This window comes from Pseudomonas sp. CH61 (genome assembly GCF_059429415.1).
In genome coordinates, this window is record NZ_CM182098.1 from 3,214,629 (window position 1) to 3,231,846 (window position 17,218).

Annotated in this window: 19 protein-coding genes; 6 read left to right on the forward strand and 13 right to left on the reverse strand. The window is 60.9% G+C overall.

Features of this window, described 5'->3' with window-relative positions; genetic code table 11:
- Nucleotides 1-27: 27 nt before the first annotated feature.
- The 6 genes from hcnC to AC5SEM_RS14320 all read right to left on the reverse strand — a co-directional run bounded on the left by hcnC (nucleotide 28) and on the right by AC5SEM_RS14320 (nucleotide 5,439).
- Nucleotides 28-1,287 carry a cyanide-forming glycine dehydrogenase subunit HcnC gene (gene hcnC / locus AC5SEM_RS14295; RefSeq protein ID WP_495473384.1) on the reverse strand — a complete coding sequence of 420 codons (1,260 nt, stop codon included), beginning with the start codon at nucleotides 1,285-1,287 and terminating at the stop codon, nucleotides 28-30.
- Nucleotides 1,280-2,689 (reverse strand): cyanide-forming glycine dehydrogenase subunit HcnB, encoded by a 1,410-nt coding sequence (gene hcnB, locus AC5SEM_RS14300; protein ID WP_495473385.1) that lies wholly within the window; start codon nucleotides 2,687-2,689, stop codon nucleotides 1,280-1,282. Before hcnB ends, hcnC begins: the two co-directional genes overlap by 8 nt.
- Complete coding sequence (gene hcnA, locus AC5SEM_RS14305) at nucleotides 2,686-3,003, reverse strand: cyanide-forming glycine dehydrogenase subunit HcnA (RefSeq protein WP_495473386.1); 318 nt, start codon at nucleotides 3,001-3,003, stop codon at nucleotides 2,686-2,688. Before hcnA ends, hcnB begins: the two co-directional genes overlap by 4 nt.
- Nucleotides 3,004-3,243: 240 nt before the next feature.
- Nucleotides 3,244-3,783 (reverse strand): hypothetical protein, encoded by a 540-nt coding sequence (locus tag AC5SEM_RS14310; protein WP_116030229.1) that lies wholly within the window; start codon nucleotides 3,781-3,783, stop codon nucleotides 3,244-3,246.
- Between the two features lie 225 nt (nucleotides 3,784-4,008).
- The gene (locus tag AC5SEM_RS14315; RefSeq protein ID WP_150775062.1) at nucleotides 4,009-4,938 is read right to left on the reverse strand and encodes a hypothetical protein; all 930 of its coding nucleotides are present in this window, start codon (nucleotides 4,936-4,938) and stop codon (nucleotides 4,009-4,011) included.
- Nucleotides 4,939-5,130: 192 nt separating this feature from the next.
- Complete coding sequence (locus AC5SEM_RS14320) at nucleotides 5,131-5,439, reverse strand: YdcA family protein (protein WP_495473469.1); 309 nt, start codon at nucleotides 5,437-5,439, stop codon at nucleotides 5,131-5,133.
- Nucleotides 5,440-5,632: 193 nt separating this feature from the next.
- Here AC5SEM_RS14320 and AC5SEM_RS14325 point away from each other — a divergent pair, with 193 nt between their 5' ends.
- A complete protein-coding gene (locus AC5SEM_RS14325) occupies nucleotides 5,633-6,316 on the forward strand; it encodes a response regulator transcription factor (RefSeq protein WP_007914996.1) in 684 nt (227 codons plus the stop codon).
- Nucleotides 6,294-7,688 carry a sensor histidine kinase gene (locus tag AC5SEM_RS14330; RefSeq protein ID WP_495473387.1) on the forward strand — a complete coding sequence of 465 codons (1,395 nt, stop codon included), beginning with the start codon at nucleotides 6,294-6,296 and terminating at the stop codon, nucleotides 7,686-7,688. The genes AC5SEM_RS14325 and AC5SEM_RS14330 overlap by 23 nt, the downstream gene beginning before the upstream one ends.
- Before the next feature lie 132 nt (nucleotides 7,689-7,820).
- Here AC5SEM_RS14330 and AC5SEM_RS14335 read toward each other — a convergent pair whose 3' ends face one another.
- The 3 genes from AC5SEM_RS14335 to AC5SEM_RS14345 are packed head-to-tail and all read right to left on the reverse strand — an operon-like array spanning nucleotide 7,821 to nucleotide 9,526.
- Nucleotides 7,821-8,231 (reverse strand): SRPBCC family protein, encoded by a 411-nt coding sequence (locus tag AC5SEM_RS14335; RefSeq protein ID WP_495473388.1) that lies wholly within the window; start codon nucleotides 8,229-8,231, stop codon nucleotides 7,821-7,823.
- 21 nt (nucleotides 8,232-8,252) lie between these two features.
- Entirely contained in the window at nucleotides 8,253-9,050 is a 798-nt protein-coding gene (locus AC5SEM_RS14340) for an SDR family NAD(P)-dependent oxidoreductase (protein ID WP_077573531.1), read from the reverse strand.
- Nucleotides 9,047-9,526, reverse strand: a complete 480-nt coding sequence (locus AC5SEM_RS14345) for an aldo/keto reductase (protein WP_495473470.1) — start codon at nucleotides 9,524-9,526, stop codon at nucleotides 9,047-9,049. Before AC5SEM_RS14345 ends, AC5SEM_RS14340 begins: the two co-directional genes overlap by 4 nt.
- 211 nt (nucleotides 9,527-9,737) lie before the next feature.
- On the opposite strand from AC5SEM_RS14345, the gene AC5SEM_RS14350 reads away from it, so the two are divergent.
- Nucleotides 9,738-10,397, forward strand: coding sequence for a methyltransferase family protein (locus AC5SEM_RS14350; protein ID WP_495473389.1), 660 nt, complete (start codon nucleotides 9,738-9,740; stop codon nucleotides 10,395-10,397).
- A 121-nt stretch (nucleotides 10,398-10,518) separates the two neighbouring features.
- Here AC5SEM_RS14350 and AC5SEM_RS14355 read toward each other — a convergent pair whose 3' ends face one another.
- Nucleotides 10,519-11,184, reverse strand: a complete 666-nt coding sequence (locus tag AC5SEM_RS14355) for an HAD-IA family hydrolase (protein WP_495473390.1) — start codon at nucleotides 11,182-11,184, stop codon at nucleotides 10,519-10,521.
- 69 nt (nucleotides 11,185-11,253) lie between these two features.
- On the reverse strand, nucleotides 11,254-11,667 hold the full coding sequence (locus AC5SEM_RS14360; RefSeq protein WP_077573541.1) for a response regulator: 414 nt from the start codon (nucleotides 11,665-11,667) through the stop codon (nucleotides 11,254-11,256).
- Between the two features lie 199 nt (nucleotides 11,668-11,866).
- Here AC5SEM_RS14360 and AC5SEM_RS14365 point away from each other — a divergent pair, with 199 nt between their 5' ends.
- Nucleotides 11,867-12,808 carry a class I SAM-dependent methyltransferase gene (locus tag AC5SEM_RS14365; RefSeq protein WP_495473391.1) on the forward strand — a complete coding sequence of 314 codons (942 nt, stop codon included), beginning with the start codon at nucleotides 11,867-11,869 and terminating at the stop codon, nucleotides 12,806-12,808.
- 121 nt (nucleotides 12,809-12,929) lie between these two features.
- Here the strand turns inward: AC5SEM_RS14365 and AC5SEM_RS14370 are convergent, their stop codons facing one another.
- A complete protein-coding gene (locus AC5SEM_RS14370; protein ID WP_495473392.1) occupies nucleotides 12,930-13,709 on the reverse strand; it encodes a helix-turn-helix transcriptional regulator in 780 nt (259 codons plus the stop codon).
- Between the two features lie 110 nt (nucleotides 13,710-13,819).
- On the opposite strand from AC5SEM_RS14370, the gene AC5SEM_RS14375 reads away from it, so the two are divergent.
- Together AC5SEM_RS14375 and AC5SEM_RS14380 are read left to right on the forward strand one after the other, a co-directional pair.
- Nucleotides 13,820-14,935: an extracellular solute-binding protein gene (locus tag AC5SEM_RS14375; RefSeq protein WP_495473393.1), complete on the forward strand. Its 1,116-nt coding sequence runs from the start codon at nucleotides 13,820-13,822 to the stop codon at nucleotides 14,933-14,935.
- Nucleotides 14,936-15,084: 149 nt separating this feature from the next.
- Nucleotides 15,085-16,203 carry a DmpA family aminopeptidase gene (locus tag AC5SEM_RS14380; protein ID WP_495473394.1) on the forward strand — a complete coding sequence of 373 codons (1,119 nt, stop codon included), beginning with the start codon at nucleotides 15,085-15,087 and terminating at the stop codon, nucleotides 16,201-16,203.
- Between the two features lie 348 nt (nucleotides 16,204-16,551).
- Here AC5SEM_RS14380 and AC5SEM_RS14385 read toward each other — a convergent pair whose 3' ends face one another.
- Entirely contained in the window at nucleotides 16,552-17,184 is a 633-nt protein-coding gene (locus tag AC5SEM_RS14385; RefSeq protein WP_223025515.1) for a TetR/AcrR family transcriptional regulator, read from the reverse strand.
- Nucleotides 17,185-17,218 lie beyond the last annotated feature (34 nt).

Here is a 17,218-nt window from a genome sequence, read left to right on the forward strand (position 1 = left end):
CAGGCTCACTCCTACAGGGGATCGGTGTCAGACCAGTTCCAGTTCCAGCACTTGCTTGACCGGCGCCACCTCAAACCGGTCAGCCAGAAACGGCGTGATGTCCAACGGCAGCGGTTCATCGTTGACCAGTTTGTCCAGCAACACACCGGTAATCGCCGAGGTCAGAATCCCGGTACGGAAGTGCCCGCAGGCATTCAAATACCCTTCCACCCCACGCATCGGCCCGAGAATCGGCAACTCATCCGGCGAACCCGGACGCAAACCCGCCCACGTGCGTTTCAGATTGACGTCCTTGAGCTCCGGCAGACAACGCACTGCGCCCTGCACCAGCCCGGCGATTTCCGGGTAGGTGGTGGTGACGTCGAAGCCTTTGTCTTCGGTGGTGCTGCCGATCAGGATCTCGCCGTTGTCCTTCTGCGCCACGTAACAGTCGCTGGTGGTCAGGCAGCCGTTGAGGATTTTCGGCATGCGCTCGGTGAGCAGAATCTGGCCCTTCACCGGTTTTACCGGGATGCGAATGCCCGTCGCCCATTCGCTCAAGTCCGCCGCCCACGCGCCGCCGGCGTTGATCAGCGTCTTGCAGTGGAGCACGCCCTCCTCGGCCGTTTGCACACCGGTGACGCGGTTGCCGTGATGCAACACGCCGGTGACGTTGGTGTTGACGAAGATGTCGACGCCGTTCTGCCGCGCGCCTTCCATGTAGGCGTCGGCGAGGCGGAACGGGCTGACCTGGTGATCGCAGAGAAACTCCAGCGCCCCGCGTGCTTCATGGCTGACGCTCGGCTCCGACTCGCGCAGCGCCGCCTGATCGAGCCAGCGCACCTGGTCGGCCAGATGCGGAATGCAGCCGACGATGTGCTCGGCGTAGAGCCGGTCTTCGTCGTCGTAGATGACGAATTTCAGCCCGGTCTTTTCGAACTTGAAATCCATGCCGTGATTGTCTTTCAGCTCTCGGTGCAACGCCGGGTACAGCGCGTTGGACTGCAGGGCAAAATCGAAAAACGACTCCGGCAGAATGTGCGGCGTGCTTGCGTCCACTGCCACCGCCGCGCCCTGGGTTTCGCGCTTGCGGTTGGCCGACATCATGCGGAAGAAAATCACCCCGCAGCCGAGCCCGACCGACTCACCGATCGCCCACAAACCGCCGGCCGAAGCGCGCGTCGCGTTGCCCGGGCGCTTGGCATCGATCAGCGCGACCTTGAGGTTTTTGCGCTTGGACAATTGATAGGCGCAGGACGCCCCGATCACGCCGCCACCGGCAATGACCACGTCATAGAACTTACTCATGGGCAGCGGCCTCCGTGCCGACAGACTGGAACGCGGAAAAAGGAATCGGATCAATCGGGAAACGCGGGCGCAGCCAACCGACGTCCTTGCGGCCGGTGGCCTGGCGCAAGCGGTCGCTGCAATAGCCGACACACATGCGCCCCTGGCAATCGCCCATGCTCACGCGGGTGCGCATTTTCAGGCTGGCGATGTCTTGCACGCCCTGCTCCAGCGCCAGGTCGATGTCGGCGCGGGTGGCGTGTTCGCAACGGCAGATCACCGTGTCAGCGGCCGGCAATGCGGTCTGGCCGACGCCGCGTTCGGTGTAGCGATCCACGGCAGCGCGGAAACGCACGATGGCTTTGAGTTTGCTCAAGTAGCGGTCGCGGCGCACACGCGCCAATTCCTCCTCGAGGACACCACGTTGCAGGAGAATCGAGGTCGCCGCGATCTTGCCGGCGAGCATCGCTGCTTCACCGCCGCGAATCCCGCCCATGTCGCCGGCCAGATGCACGTGCGGTTCGTTGCTTTGCTGCCAGACGTTCGCGTTGGCACGCAGATAACCGTCGTCGCTGAAACCATGATCCAGGCCCATTTGCTGGCTCAGTTGCGTGCGCGGAATAAAGCCGTAACCGACCGCAAGAGTCTTGGCTTCGAAACGCTCGACGCGGCTCATGTCCGGTTCCCAGGTAGCCGAGTACGGCGCGACGCTGACGCTCTTCAGTTCGCCCTCGCCGTGCGCCTCGACCACGCCCCAACCGTAGTTCATCGGGATGCCGTGCAATTTCAAGTAGGCGAGCATGCTCAAACCGTCGAGGAACAATTGCGGCTTGTTCAGCAGCGCCAGACTTTCGCGGGCAATCTTGCCGAACGCGCAAGCCTCATACACGCCCGCGACGCTGACGCCCGAAGCGTGCAACTGCGTCGCCACCAGCGGCAGCAACGGCCCGGTGCCGGCGATGATTACCGGCCCTTGCGGCTTGACCACACCGCTTTTGATCTGCAATTGCAGACCGCCAAGCATGATCACCCCCGGCAAGGTCCACCCGGGAAACGGTACGCTGCGTTCATGGCAGCCGGCAGCGAGGAGCAATTGCGGATATTCGATCTCGTGCAGTTGCTCATCGCCATCGAGCACCACCAGCGCGCGGGTGCCTTCGGCGCCGACCACGCGATGGTTGAGGCGCACGTCGATCAGCCCGGCCTGCTCCTGAAAGTCACCGTGCAGTTTGCCCAGCGCTTCGGAGTAACGCGGGCCGAGATAATCCAGTTGCACGCCATCACGCAGCGGCCCGCGATAGACCACGCCGCCGAGGCGCGAAGCTTCTTCGAGCAAGGTGCAGCGCACACCGTGGCGCGCCAGTTCGATGGCCGCCGCCATCCCCGCCGGGCCGCCGCCGACGATGACCGGTTGCAGGTTCATACGATCACCTCCTGCTCGGTGATGCGGTTGACCTGGGTTTCGATGCGCATGCCGTCACGCACCACGGTCTGGCAGGCACGGCGTTTGTGTCGGCCGTTGATTTTCACCAGACAGCACTGGCAAACGCCCATGCCGCAATAGGCGCCGGTAATCTGGTCGTGATCGTTGCGCGCGATCTGACGCACGCCGAGGGACTGGATAACGCTGAGGACGGTTTCGCCGATAGCAGCGCTGACCGCTTGGCCATTGATGTGGACGGTCATATCCGCCTGCGCCAACGGCTGGATATCGAAAGTTCTTTCTTGGCAGTGCATTGCGATGTTCATCCGTGAAAGTTCGGTTGAGGTGGTGTCAGCTCCTTGCTGCACTACAGCGTGTCGACGCGTTTATTGTGGCTGTGATTGGGGCGTCGACGCGTACTCCGTCAGCGCAACAAGGTGCGCGTGAAGCACTGTAGTTCATACCTCAGCAAAGGCCGGGATCATTTACGTTAGGCGATCTCGCCGCAGTGAATATTGATCCAGGCCAGTGAAAACGATTGGATTGTCCAACGATCAGTTGGAGAAGACGAACTGCCCTTTGATCTTCTTCGCGCCAATGAAACCCAGGTCCGGGAACAGCAGGGATTTGATCCACGCGGCGTAGAACACAATGGCCAGGGTGATGCCGACGGCAATCACGGTCGACAGCGGATCTTCCTCATAGCCCTTGAACAGGCGTGAAACCTGACTGATGGTGAGGAGGACGTAAACGGTGTAAGCCGCCGCCACGTTCTTGTAGAAGCCCCATGCAAACAACAACGGAATGCCACCCGCGATCAGCAGCATGGTCAGTGCCAGGCCGGCACTTGCGTCGTAGAACAGGAAGAAACCGAAGACGGCGCCGATCAATGCCTGAATGCAGGTCAACACAACCAGCAGGGTGACTTTGAGTGAATGCTTTGCTCTGAGGGCCGGATCCGGACGCCCCCCAATCCAGGCTGCCAACACGCGATCCTTGACCGCACCGCCCGACAACGCTTTGAACGTTTCGGTTTTCGAGCGCCCGGCTTCGAGCATCTCAACCAACTGGCGTTTGATTTCCTTCTTGTCCAACGTGTTCATCCTTAAAGAGAGGTAAAGCGGCCAATCCACTTCCGGCGGCGATTCTCGCCGTTGCCCCCGCAGAAAGCAAAAAGCCGCTTCCACCCAAAGGTGAAAGCGGCCGAGGCATGGGCCTCAATGGAGCAATCAGTGCACGAACAGGGCGATCAGGATGATGATCGGGATCGGTACGCCGAGGAAAAACAGCAGAAGTGAGCGCATGGTGATGCTCCTTGTTTAACGGACTGGAGTGGTCGTGGTGTAGGTGTCGACTTCAACGTACTCGACCGCATCGCGGCGGCGACCGCCGAAGGTGGCTGCGAGGCTGGCGAAGAACGCACCGGCCAACAGCGAGACGAACATCCACAGCGAAGTCCAGGCAGCGACTTTCGCGGCGGTGTCGGCGGCTTGTTGAGCTTTCAGCTTGGCGTCGGCCAGGGCTTTCTGAGTGCGGGCGTAGATCTCATCGACGCGGCGCTCGGCATCGGCCTGAGTCAGGTTGGTCCGTTGGGCGACCAGTTGCGCCAGGTAGGTTCGGTCTTCGGCGCTCAGCTGACCATTGGCCAGACTTTGCGCAAAGATACGGGCCACGGCGCCATGCGCGGCGTCATCGCTGACCGAAGCTGGACGGTCATCGCGGAACAGGCTGTCGATGTAGTAACCGTACTGGTTGCTGTCGGTGTTCGCTGCAGCAGAGCCGGCCGCTTGGGTCATCGCGCTGGCAGCACCGCCAGCCACACTGGCACCGGCCTGCACACCACCACTGATGACGCTGCTGACCGAACCGACCACCAGCACTGCGGTAACCAACGTAGCCACACACCAGGCAAGGAAGCCGTGCGCGGTGTCGCGGAAATACACCTCGTCACCGTGCATGTTCGCCCACTTCACCCGCAGGCGACCGGCGATGTAGCCACCCATGCCGGAAGCGATGATTTGCGTCGCCGCCAGCCAGACTATCGTTGAAATGCCCAGGCCCTTAGCGCTGACGCCCTCTCCGGCCCACGGTGAAACGGCAGAGAAACCCAAACCGAAACCGAGCAGGACCAGAATCATCGACAGTGCAGCGGCAGCCGCCGCACCGGCGAAGATCGCGCCCCAGGACACGCCCGAAACGCTGCTCGACTCTTCAACGGCGGGATAAAACCCATCAGGGGATCTATTCATTGTTGTTCTGCTCCAGGCATGAAAAATGGTGTTACAACTCGTCATCAGAGGAATTGCAGTGACCGTGCCAGTCGCGAGAATTAAATAAATCGTCTGTTTTCAATCAGTTAGAAAGAATGAACTTCCTCATTCCATGCAAATTGCAACAACAGCCGAATAACAGCGGGTTTTATGCATTGGCACAAATGCCAGTTATTTGCGTTTGTAGCTCTTGTTACCGCTTGGGGTCAGGCAATACACCCCGCCGCGTGGGCCAGTGCAGAAGGAACCGGTGCCGCAGGCGCAGCCATCATCGCTTTGCAGGAGGTTTTGCGGACGGGCCTGCTGGCGCTCGCCAAACATCGCCGCGCAGCTTTTCTTCGAGCCGCTGATGGAGCCGTCATTGCACAGGAACAGGTCGCCATCGCAGCGGGCAATCCCGCCCTTCTTCCCGGAACACGGCGTGTTGGCCGCCCATGCCGAGGCGCTGAACAGCACCAGCAGCAGACCGGTGATCGGCATCCAGCCACGGCGAATCGAAAGACGCACGGCACCACTCCTGATGAAAATTGTGGCCAGATGATATCAATGTTGCGGCAAATAAATCCCCAAGGCGCGCAAATGACAGCTACAACATGAAAGTTAATTTAAAGCGTCGGCGGAATTTCTTGGCAAAATGCTGCCATTCCGTTTGAACCGATCAGCAGGCCTGCCTATGACTCGTATCTTGACCATCGAAGACGACGCCGTGACCGCGCGGGAAATCGTCGCCGAACTGAGCAGCCACGGGCTGGAAGTCGATTGGGTCGACAATGGCCGCGAAGGCCTTGACCGCGCCGTGAGCGGCAACTACGACCTGATCACCCTCGACCGCATGCTGCCCGAGCTTGATGGCCTGGCCATCGTCACCACCCTGCGCACCATGGGCGTGGCTACACCGATTTTGATGATCAGCGCCCTCTCCGATGTCGACGAGCGTGTGCGCGGCTTGCGCGCCGGCGGCGATGATTACCTGACCAAACCGTTCGCCACCGATGAAATGGCCGCACGGGTCGAAGTGTTGCTGCGCCGGCAGAACAGCGGCGCCACTCAGGCGACGACGTTGCAGGTGGCCGACCTTGAACTGGACTTGATCAGCCACGAAGCGCGCCGTGCCGAGCAGGTGCTGACGCTATTGCCGACCGAATACAAGTTGCTCGAATTCCTCATGCGCAACAGCGGCCAGATCCTTTCGCGGATGATGATTTTCGAGGAAGTCTGGGGCTATCACTTCGACCCTGGCACCAACCTGATCGACGTGCACATCGGCCGTCTGCGCAAGAAGATCGACGCCGCCGGCCATGTGCCGCTGATCCGCACGGTACGGGGCTCCGGTTATGTCATTGCCGAACCCGTCTGACGGCTGGCGTTCCTCCAGCAGCCGCTTGCTGGCGCTGTACAGTTCGCTGTTCGTGGCGTGGAGCGCGATCCTCATGGGGGTCATGTATTACGAGGTTTCCGGCTACCTCGACAACCTCGCCAAACATTCGTTGATGCAACGTCAGCACCTGTTCTCGCACTTTCGCGGTGAGCAACTGGAAGACGCGCTCGCCGCCAGCATGACTTTCGATATTCGCGGCATCGACGCTTATGGCTTGTTCGATGCTGACGGCGTTTACCTCAGCGGCGCGTTGCAGCAGATCCCCGAGGGCCTGCCGCTGGACGGCAAGATCCATATGCTCGCCGAATGCGCCGACTCCGACGACCCGACCCTGCCCAATGACAGCTGCGATGCGGTGGCTACACAAACCCGCGACGGTCGCTGGCTGGTGTTGCTGCGCGACAACGGCTCGCTGTTTGCGGTGACGCGGATCATTTTGCATGCGTTGTTCTGGGGCGTGTCGCTGACGATTCTGCCGGGGATTGCCGGTTGGCATCTGCTGCGGCGGCGGCCGTTGCGGCGGATTCGAGCGATTCAGGACAGCGCCCAGGCGATTGTGGCCGGCGACCTGACGCACCGTTTGCCGCTGTCCAATCGTCGCGATGAACTGGACATGCTTGCGGCCATCGTCAACGCCATGCTGGAGCGCATCGAGCGTTTGATGAATGAAGTCAAAGGCGTTTGCGACAACATCGCCCATGACTTGCGCACGCCACTGACGCGCCTGCGCGCGCAGTTGTATCGCATGCAGCAACAGGCCGGCGAAGGCTCACAGGAAGCGGCGCAACTGGATCTGGTGCTCGCTGAAGCGGACACGCTGATGGCACGGTTTCGCGGGTTGTTACGGATTTCCGAACTGGAGGATCGCCAGCGCCGTTCTGGGTTTGTCGAACTCGACCCGGTGCAATTGCTGGAAGAACTGCATGAGTTTTATCTGCCACTGGCCGAGGAAGGCGAGCTGCGTTTCGACTTGAACATGCCGGAGACGCTACCGCCGCTCAATGGCGACCGGGCGTTGTTGTTCGAGGCCTTGGCGAATCTGCTGAGCAACTCGATCAAGTTCACCCCGCCGGGCGGCACGGTGATGTTGCGTGGGGTCAACGCGGGTGGGCAGACGCGGATTGAAGTGCACGACTCCGGGCCGGGGATTCCCGAGGCTGAGCGTGAGGCGGTGTTCCAGCGCTTTTATCGCGCCGAGGGTGGGCAGCCGCAGGGTGGTTTTGGCTTGGGACTGTCGATTGTCGCGGCGATTGTCAGCTTGCATGGCTTCAGTCTTGAAGTCGGCAGCAGTGACCTGGGCGGGGCGAAACTGGTGCTCGATTGCCGGCAGAGCCTGATCGAGAATTCCTGACCTCCAACCTTGAAGTGCAATCAATGTGGGAGCGAGCCTGCTCGCGAAAGCGGAGTGTCATTCAACAAAGATGTTGCCTGACAGTCCCTCTTCGCGAGCAGGCTCGCTCCCACAGGTTTTTGTGGTGGATGATTAAGCTGGGTAGTTAGCTCGCAGTGCCTCGAGACCACCCTGATAGATGCCGCCGAACAGCGCCACCACTTCTTCATCGCTCACGCCTTTGGCGTTAAAGCGCCCCGACCACGTCACCCGCGCGCCCTGCCCTTGGGCTTCGACCTTGATCGTCGCCAGGTAATCAGTGGCCGGAAACGGTGCCTGTTCAATCGAATAACTGTAAGTCTTCGCGGCGTTGTCGAACGCTTGCAGTCGCTCGACCACCACGCCGCCGTCAGCGGTTTGCAGGGTGCGCACGCGGCCGCCGTCGCTCAGCTCACTATTGGGAATAAACGGCAGCCAATCGGGCAGCGTGTTGAAGCCGCCGATCAATTGCCAGACCTGATCGGCCGAGGCCGGGATGTCGATGGTTGCAGATGCTGTAGGCATATATACGTCTCTCTCGGGAATTCAGATCGTGAGGCTGTCGACCACGCCGCCATCGACGCGCAGCGCGGCGCCAGTGGTGGCAGAGGACAGCGGCGAAGCGATGTAGGTGACCAGATGCGCGACTTCTTCAACATCCGCCACGCGTTGGATGATCGAGGTCGGGCGAGCCTTGCGCACAAAGGCGTCGGCCTCATCGCGCAGGTTGCGCCCGGATTCGGCGGCGGCATCCTTGAGCATGTCTTCCAGACCATCGGTGAAGGTCGGCCCCGGCAGGATCGCATTGACCGTCACCCCGGTGCCAGCCAGACGTTTGGCCAAACCATGGGACACTGCCAGATTGGCGCTTTTGGTCACGCCGTAGTTGATCATGTCCGCTGGCGTGGCCACGCCAGACTCGGAGGACAGGAAGATCACCCGGCCCCAACCCTGCTCGACCATTGCCGGCACATAATGCCGCGCCAGACGCACGCCGGAAATCACGTTGACCTCATAGAAGCGCGTCCACTCGCTGTCCGGCGCTTCGAAGAAATCCACGGCGTCGAAGATGCCGAGATTGTTCACCAGAATGTCGGCACGCGGTTCAGCGGCGAACAGTTTCTGTGCGCCCTCCGCCGTGCCCAGGTCAGCAGTCAAACCACGCAACTGCGCGCCCGGCACTTTCTGCCGAATGCTCGCCAGCGCCTGCTCGACCTTGGCGGTATCGCGACCGATCACCACCACGGTGGCGCCGGATTCGGCCAGCGACTGGCTGATGCCCAGTCCAATGCCGGCGGTGCTGCCGCTGACGATGGCCAGTTTTCCACTCAGATCAATCTTCATGCTTTCACCTCATCGATTGGCAATGGTGCACGTTCAGAAACCAGTTTCGCGTCGCGCATGGCCTGCCAGAATCCGGCAGGAATGGTCGCCGACAGCGCCGCGACATCTTCAGCGATACGACCGGGTTTGCTCGCGCCGGGAATCACCGCAGCAACCGCTGGATTGGCCAGCGAGAACTGTAGCGCAGCGGCTTTGATATCGACGGTCGCGGCGAGGAAGGTGGCTTGTGCATCGGCTGTATCGAAAACGCGATGCACGCCGGTGTCCTGTCCAATGCCCTGCGCGTGTTGCGCGCTGATCGGCCGAATGTGCACGTCGCGTTGTGTAACCTCAGCTCCGCCGAGCAACTGGAGGGCCTGCGACAGCTTAGTCTCGATATCGCCTTGGTGAGTGAGCCGCCGACCGATGACGATCCGGATCTGCTGAGCTTTCAGGTGCTGGATGAGCCGATGTTGCTGGCGTTGCCGGAACATCATCCACTGGCGCAGCACGCGGCGTTGGTGGAGACCTTCCGCAAAGTCCTGACTGACGACTGCCCCCCCCTGTAGGAGTGAGCCTGCTCGCGATGGCGTCGCGCCAGTCGATATCTTCGTTGAGTGATTCACCGCTATCGCGAGCAGGCTCACTCCTACAGGGTTTGGTCAGCGTTCTACACTGAACAGATCAGCCATCTGTCGTGAGTTGACCATGAAAATGTCTGCGCAAATGACCGTCGTCGCGGTACTCGCCACTCTCGCTTATCTGGGGCTGGCGGTGTGGGGCATTGGCGGTGTGGCGATGTTCTTTTCCCACGGTTCGCTGGTGATCGTGGCATTGGCGACGGTGGCGATGGTGATTGCTTCGCTGTTCAGTGAGGTCAACCTCAGCTCTGGCGAACGTGAAGATCGCGCCAATCGCTGGGTGATTCCGGCGTTCGGTGTGATTGGTCTGGTCAGTGGTTTCTTGCCGGCCTATTGCGATCGGGTGAATTTCTGGACCTTTGGTGGTGAAGGCGTACGTTGGCTCGGCGCACTGCTGTTCATCATTGGCGGCGTATTAAGGCTGTGGCCGGTATTTGTGCTGGGGCGGCGCTTCAGTGGATTGGTGGCGATTCAACCGGGGCACCGCTTGGTCACCGATGGCATCTATCAACACCTGCGTAATCCGAGTTATCTGGGGTTGGTGGTCAATGCCGTGGGCTGGGCGCTGGCGTTTCGTTCGGTGGTCGGGTTGATGCTGGCGGCGCTGACGCTGATCCCGCTGATTGCCCGGATTCATTCGGAGGAAGCCCTGCTGCGTGCGCAGTTTGGGGCGGAGTACGAGGCTTATTGCGCGCGGAGTTGGCGGTTGGTGCCGGGGGTTTATTGATTTGCGAACACGTCCCCTGTAGGAGTGAGCCTGCTCGCGATAGCGGTGTGTCAGGCAACACTTTTTTGACTGAAAGACCGCTATCGCGAGCAGGCTCACTCCTACAAGGGATTGGGGGGTGTCAGTTGCGTTGCAGGTGCAGGCCGTTGCTGTCGACTGCGACGCGGATGTCAGCATAACTGGCCAACGTCGCATGCGCCGTTTCCAGGGGGTACTGATGCGTCGTGGTGATGATCATCAACGCCGCACCAGCGGCTTCAGCCGCCTGAATACCGACAGTGGCGTCCTCGAAGATCAGGCAATCACGCGCGTCCAGGCCAAGACGTTTGGCCGCCAGCAAATAGCCGGCCGGATCAGGTTTACCCGCCTGCACATCTTCAGCGGTGATCATCACCGCAGGCTCTGGAATCCCCGCCGCCGCCATGCGCCGCAAGGCCAGATCCCGTGGCGCCGAGGTCACCATTGCCCAGCGATCCTTGGGCAGGCCGTTGAGAAACGCGGCCGCCGCGGGAATCTCGACAATGCCTTCAACGTCTTCGATTTCCGCCTCGGTGATAAACGCCGCTTGCGCCTCGGCATCCACCCCCGGCAGGCTCAGACGGGTGATGGTATCGATGGCGCGCACGCCATGAATGGTCGGCAAAAAGGTTTCCACATCGACGCCATGGCGCACGGCCCAGGCTGCCCAGATCCGCTCGGCGGCGGCAATGGAGTTGAGGACAGTGCCGTCCATGTCGAACAGAAACGCGCCGAACGCGCGATCGAATACAGCATCGTGAGCAGACAAAGGTTCGCATCCTCTGGCAAAAGACCGGGCGGGCAATGTAGCACTTGCCCGGTCGATTCACCCAGCGTGTCAGTGCAGGCGCGGCGCCTTGGATTTGAAGGCGCTGTCGACGCAGTCGAGCAATTGACCGATGGCCCAGGGCTTTTTGATGAACGCCACCGGATGCTTGACCCCGGAGGTCTCGGGCGTTTCATAGCCGGACATGACCATCACCGGTTTGTCCGGCCAGCGGTCGCCGACCAGATTGGCCAGATCAGCGCCATTGAGGGTGCCGGGCATGGTGATGTCGGTCAGTAGTAACGCCACGTTCGGGGCGTTCTGCTCAAGGTAAAGTGATGCGGCGTCGGCACTGGTCTGCGGCTCGACCCTGAAACCTTCCTCCTGAAGAATTTCGCAGAGAAACTCCAGAATCAACGGATCATCCTCAACCACCAGAATCAATCCGTCAGGAAGGTGCGCGTCCGCCGTCGGTGTTGGGCACATGGAACTGCACTCCCTGAATTGCATTAACGATTTAGCGGCTTGAATCCGCTGCTTAACTGGTATGAGCAGCGGGCTCTGCAGAAATTCATTTTTGATACAGGTCTTTTGCGAAACGGCGTTTTTGTCTGTCAGCAGCAATCGTTCGCGACGGCGTATTTGTGGTTAAAATGCCGGCCCTTTTGCTTGCCGATCCTGACTGATGAACCCTGAAGCCCTCGCCACCCTCCACGCCCATCTGCTGCCGGCCCTCGCGGCCGCACCGAGCGAAACCCGTCGCCTGTTCCACGGGCGCGGACGCTGCTGGGCCGGGCTGGAGCAGTTGACCGTGGACTGGCTGCAAGGCGTGGTGCTGGTCTCGCTGTTCAAGGAACCAACGCCTGAGCAACTGGACAATCTCAAGGCGTTGCTGCTGGAACTCACGGGGTCCGCCGAATGGCAGCAGTCTGGCGCGCACACGTTGTTGATCCAGCATCGCTATTTGCCGCAGAGCACTGCCGAGTGGCTGCTGGGTGATGAGATCGACGAAATGAGCATCGTCGAGGGCGGCCTGCAGTATCGCGTCGATCTGGGGCGCAAACAGAACGCCGGGCTGTTTCTCGACATGCGCTACGGGCGCAACTGGGTGCGCGAACAGGCCAGCGGCAAACGCGTGTTGAATCTGTTTGCCTACACCTGCGGTTTTTCCGTGGCGGCCATCGAGGGCGGCGCCAGCCATGTGGTCAACCTGGACATGTCCCGCGCGGCGCTGAGTCGTGGCCGCGACAATCATCGCTTGAACGGCCATGACTTGAGCAAAGTCAGTTTCCTCGGCCACGACCTGTTCAAGTCCTGGGGCAAGGTGATCAACAGTGGCCCGTATGATCTGGTGATCATTGATCCGCCGTCGTTCCAGAAAGGCAGTTTCCAGCTGACCAAGGATTACCAGCGCGTGCTGCGTCGCTTGCCAGAACTGCTCACGCCCCAAGGCACGGTGCTGGCGTGCATGAATGACCCGGCGTTCGGTTCGGACTTTCTGATCGATGGCGTGACCCAGGAAGCGCCGAGTCTGCGTTTTGTAGAGCGGCTGGAGAATCCGCCGGAGTTTCCGGATATTGATCCTGAAAGCGGCCTCAAGGCTTTAGTCTTCCAGCGCACTATCTGACACCCAGAAGATCCCTTGTAGGAGTGAGCCTGCTCGCGATAGCGGTCTATCAGTCAAACAAGTGATATCTGACAAACCGCTATCGCGAGCAGGCTCACTCCTACAAGGGGATTGTGGTGGGTCAGAGAGTTGGTGGGCGCAGCACCAGCGCAAACAACTCTCCATGCCCGGTAACATTGAGCTTGTGATACAGATTGCGTCGATGCACCTTGACCGTCTCCGGCGAGATACCCATCTGCTGGGCCATCGCCTTGCTGGAGAAGCCCTGCAAGATCAGCCGCGCCGTATCGACCTCGCGCACCGTCAGCCGCGCATCGAAGCGGTCAAGCAACGTCGCCAGATCACCGACCACTGTTTCCGCCACCGAGCCCTGCGGCGGTAGCAACTGCACATGCCGACGCATCGCCGCCAGCACCCAGTCACGCACGCACAGCAGTCTGCCCTGCTCGGCCATGTCGAACGGCGTCGAGCGGCCCAATGACAAACCGAGCACGCCGCCCTCGACGTTGATCATGAACTGCAACTCGTCTTCGCCGACCACCGAACGAAAGTAGCTCTGGTAGTACTCGCTGTGCAGAAACTGGTCCGGCGCCACCGAGGCCAGGCTGTGCAAGCCGTCGGCAATACCGGTCGACGCGGTTTGATAGAACGGATCAAGCAGGTACATTCCGGCACTGTAACCGGCCAGTTCTTCCTGCTCGTCGGGGCGGCCCTTGCTGTCGAAGTCGATCAGCAACTGCGGCGCCTGCCCGGCTTTCATCAGCGCCACCAGCGCGTTGTCCAGCGGCACCAGCAGCCGCAACGTGTCCACCAGCGCACGCCAGAAACCGTCCTGACCGACTCCGGCAAATACCCGCGCCAGGCTTTGATGCACTGGCAGTTCCTGCAACAACGCGTCCACGCACTACCCCTTTTGAGTAACCCATGATGGGAATGGGTCAGGCGTGACCGGCCCGATAGGCTGAGCACTCCTGTTCATCACCGGCCTGCACAGGCCAGGAGTGCCGCATCATGCGTGGTCACCGTGGCTGTATCAACCTCAGCATAAAACTGGGCCTGCTCGCCGGTATTGGCGCCAGCTCAATTGCCATGGCCGCCGACGCGCCGAGCGTGCACGTCTACAACTGGTACGACTATATCGGCCCGAACACCCTCCACGATTTCCAGCGCGACAGCGGTATCCAGCCGGTCTACGACACCTTCGACAGTGCCGAAGTCCTCGAAGGCAAATTGATGACCAGTCGCAGCGGCTACGACGTGGTGGTGGCAAGCAACTTCAGCCTGCCGACGCTGATCAAGGCCGGCGCCCTGGCCCCGCTGCCACGCGAGCAACTGCCGGGCTGGAAGAATCTTGATGCCGATTTGTTGGCAAAACTGGCCAACAACGATCCGGGCAATCAATACGCGGTGCCGTACCTGTGGGGCACCAACGGCATCGGTTACAACATCGACAAAGTGCGCGCGGCGCTGGGTGACAAGGCGCCGGTCGACTCGTGGGATCTGGTGTTCAACGAAGCCAACCTCGCCAAACTCGGCCAGTGCGGTGTGGCGATGCTCGATTCGCCGTCGGAGATGCTGCCGGTCGCCCTGCACTATCTCGGCCTGCCACCGAACAGCACCGACCCTGAAGACTATAAAAAAGCCGAGGCGCTGCTGCTGAAACTGCGCCCGCACATCGCTTACTTCAACTCGTCGAAATTCATCAGCGACCTGTCCAACGGCAACATCTGCGTGGCAGTGGGCTGGTCGGGCGCGATGCTGGAGGCCAAGACCAATGCCGAGCAGGCCAACAACGGCGTGAAGATCGCCTACAGCCTGCCCAAGGAAGGCGCCCCGGTGTGGTTCGACACGCTGGTGCTGCTCAAAGACGCACCGAATCGTCCTCAGGGTCTGGCGTTTATCGACTATCTGCTGCGGCCCGAAGTGATCGCGCCGGTCAGTGATCATCTGTCGTATCCCAATGGCAATCGCGCGGCAACAGCGCTGGTGGCCGAAGCCACGCGGGACAACCCGGCGGTTTATCCATCGGCCACGGCGATGGCCACGCTGTACACCCTTGAACCTTTGCCGAAAGCCACCGAGCGGGTGCGTACGCGGGTGTGGAGCAAGGTCAAGAACGGGCAGTAAGAACAACGCATTCCCCCTGTAGGAGTGAGCCTGCTCGCGATAGCGGTCTGGCTGATAACACTGTTTTGCCGGACAAACCGCTATCGCGAGCAGGCTCACTCCTACAGGTTTTGTGCTTCACCAGACATTTTTTTGAGAGACAGAAATCAATGAAACCTCGTGCCCGTGACCTCAACATTCGCATCGGCCAACTACCTCCCGGCCCGCTCAACGCCATCACCGATGTGCCCGGCGTGCGCGTCGGCCACAGCAATGTGCGCGGCCGCAGCAATGCCGGGCGGGACATCTGCACCGGCGTCACGCTGATCGAACCGCGCCCCGGTTCGACCAATCAGCAACCGTGTTTTGCCGGTGTGCATGTGCTCAACGGCAACGGTGACGCCACCGGGCTTGAATGGATTCGCGAGGCGGGTCTGCTGACCAGCCCGATTGCCTTCACCAACACCCACAGCCTCGGCGTGGTGCGCGATGCCTTGGTTGCCCTTGATCGCCAGCAGCAACCGGACGACGGTCGTCTCTACTGGAACATGCCGGTGGTACTGGAAACCTTTGACGGCTTGCTCAACGACATCAACGGTTTTCACGTCCAGCCTGAACACGTCGCCGAAGCGCTGGCTGCGGCCGTCGACGGTCCAGTGACGGAAGGCGCCATCGGCGGTGGCAGCGGCATGATCTGCCATGAATTCAAGGGTGGCATCGGCACTTCGTCGCGGCGATTGAGCAGTGCTCAGGGTGGCTGGACCGTTGGTGCGATCGTGCAAGCCAACCACGGTATTCGCAGTGAGTTGCGGGTCGATGGCTACCCGGTCGGGCGTTATATGGAACAGAAAGATTCGCCGTTCCTGCGCGCCTCATTGCCGCATCCGGGCATGGGTTCGATCGTCGTCTGCCTGGCGACCGATGCGCCGCTGTTGCCGCATCAATGCACACGTCTGGCGCAACGCGCGAGCCTGGGTCTGGCGCGCACCGGCGGTGGCAACGAGGATCACAGCGGCGACATTTTCATCGCCTTCGCCACCGGCAACGCTCACGTGCCGCCCGCTGCCTACGAAGGCAAAGGCGCGCCGACCTGCGACGCCTTGCGCATGGTCAACAATGACCATATCAGCGAGCTGTTTCTGGCCGCGACCGAGGCGGTTGAAGAAGCGATCATCAATGCGTTGCTGGCCAGTGACAGCACCGAAGGTAATGGGCATTCGGTGCCGGGTCTGGACGCCGACACCCTGCTCGCAGCCCTCGAAAAATCCGGTTGGCCTGGATCGCGCTAACATCCGAGTTCCCCCTGTGGGAGCGAGCCTTCTCGCGAAGGCGGAGTGTCAGTCGACTCAATATTGCCTGACACACCGCCTTCGCGAGAAGGCTCGCTCCCACAAAGGGTCACATCGGTATTTTTGGCAGGCTCCCGCGCCGCCCGGGCGACTGGCGGTACTTGAGCCGCCACTTGCACACTCCTAGGATGGAATCACGCAGTGGCTCCGCTCTATCGAGCGCTGCGTAGGCACGGGTGCTCTGAACCCCAATCAAGCCCGTGTCTTGCTTCATGCGCATCTTGAGCCTCGAGGGCTCTACTTCCTCCCCATCAAAGAGCTTTGAGGCTCTTTTTTTGTCTGCGTAAATCAGCAGTCCGGCAGCGCATCGACGCGAATCGAGCGCCAGGCCGCTTGTGCCAGCAACTCGCGATAATCCGCCGGACTGCCCTTCACCCGCCCCGCCAGCCAGGCGCGGCAATAACTGTCGGCCTGACCGATGATCAACGACGGCAACAGTTCAGCGGGCAAGGCCTTGAGTTCGGCAGCGCGACCCGATTCGGCCAGCCAGTCGCGCAGACGCAGATTACGGGTTTTGTTGCGCTCCGCCAGTTCGTCCTTGAACGGCCCTTTGGTCACGGCAAACCGCGCGTGGTACTGGAAACGCGCCCATTCGGGTTGACGCTCGACCCAATCGACGTAGCTGAACACCAGCGCCTGCACACCTTCCTCGGTGGTTTTCGCCGCCTCCAGATAAGCATCGCGCAGGCGCGCCTGATCTTCCAGCGCGGTGAAAAACAACGCCGCGACCAAGCCCTCCTTGTTGCCGAAATGGTGATAGATCGCCCCGACACTGGTGTCGCACTCGGCGCGAATCATCTCGATGGTGGTGGCTTCGATCCCCTGCTCGTTGAACAGGCTCAGCGCCTTGCGAAAGATATCGCGCTTGAGTTCGGCGCGGCGGCCGGGGTAGCTGCGTTCAAGTAGATCTGCGGTGTCCATGCGGCTCACAGCCTGAAAATCGGGATTGAAAGGC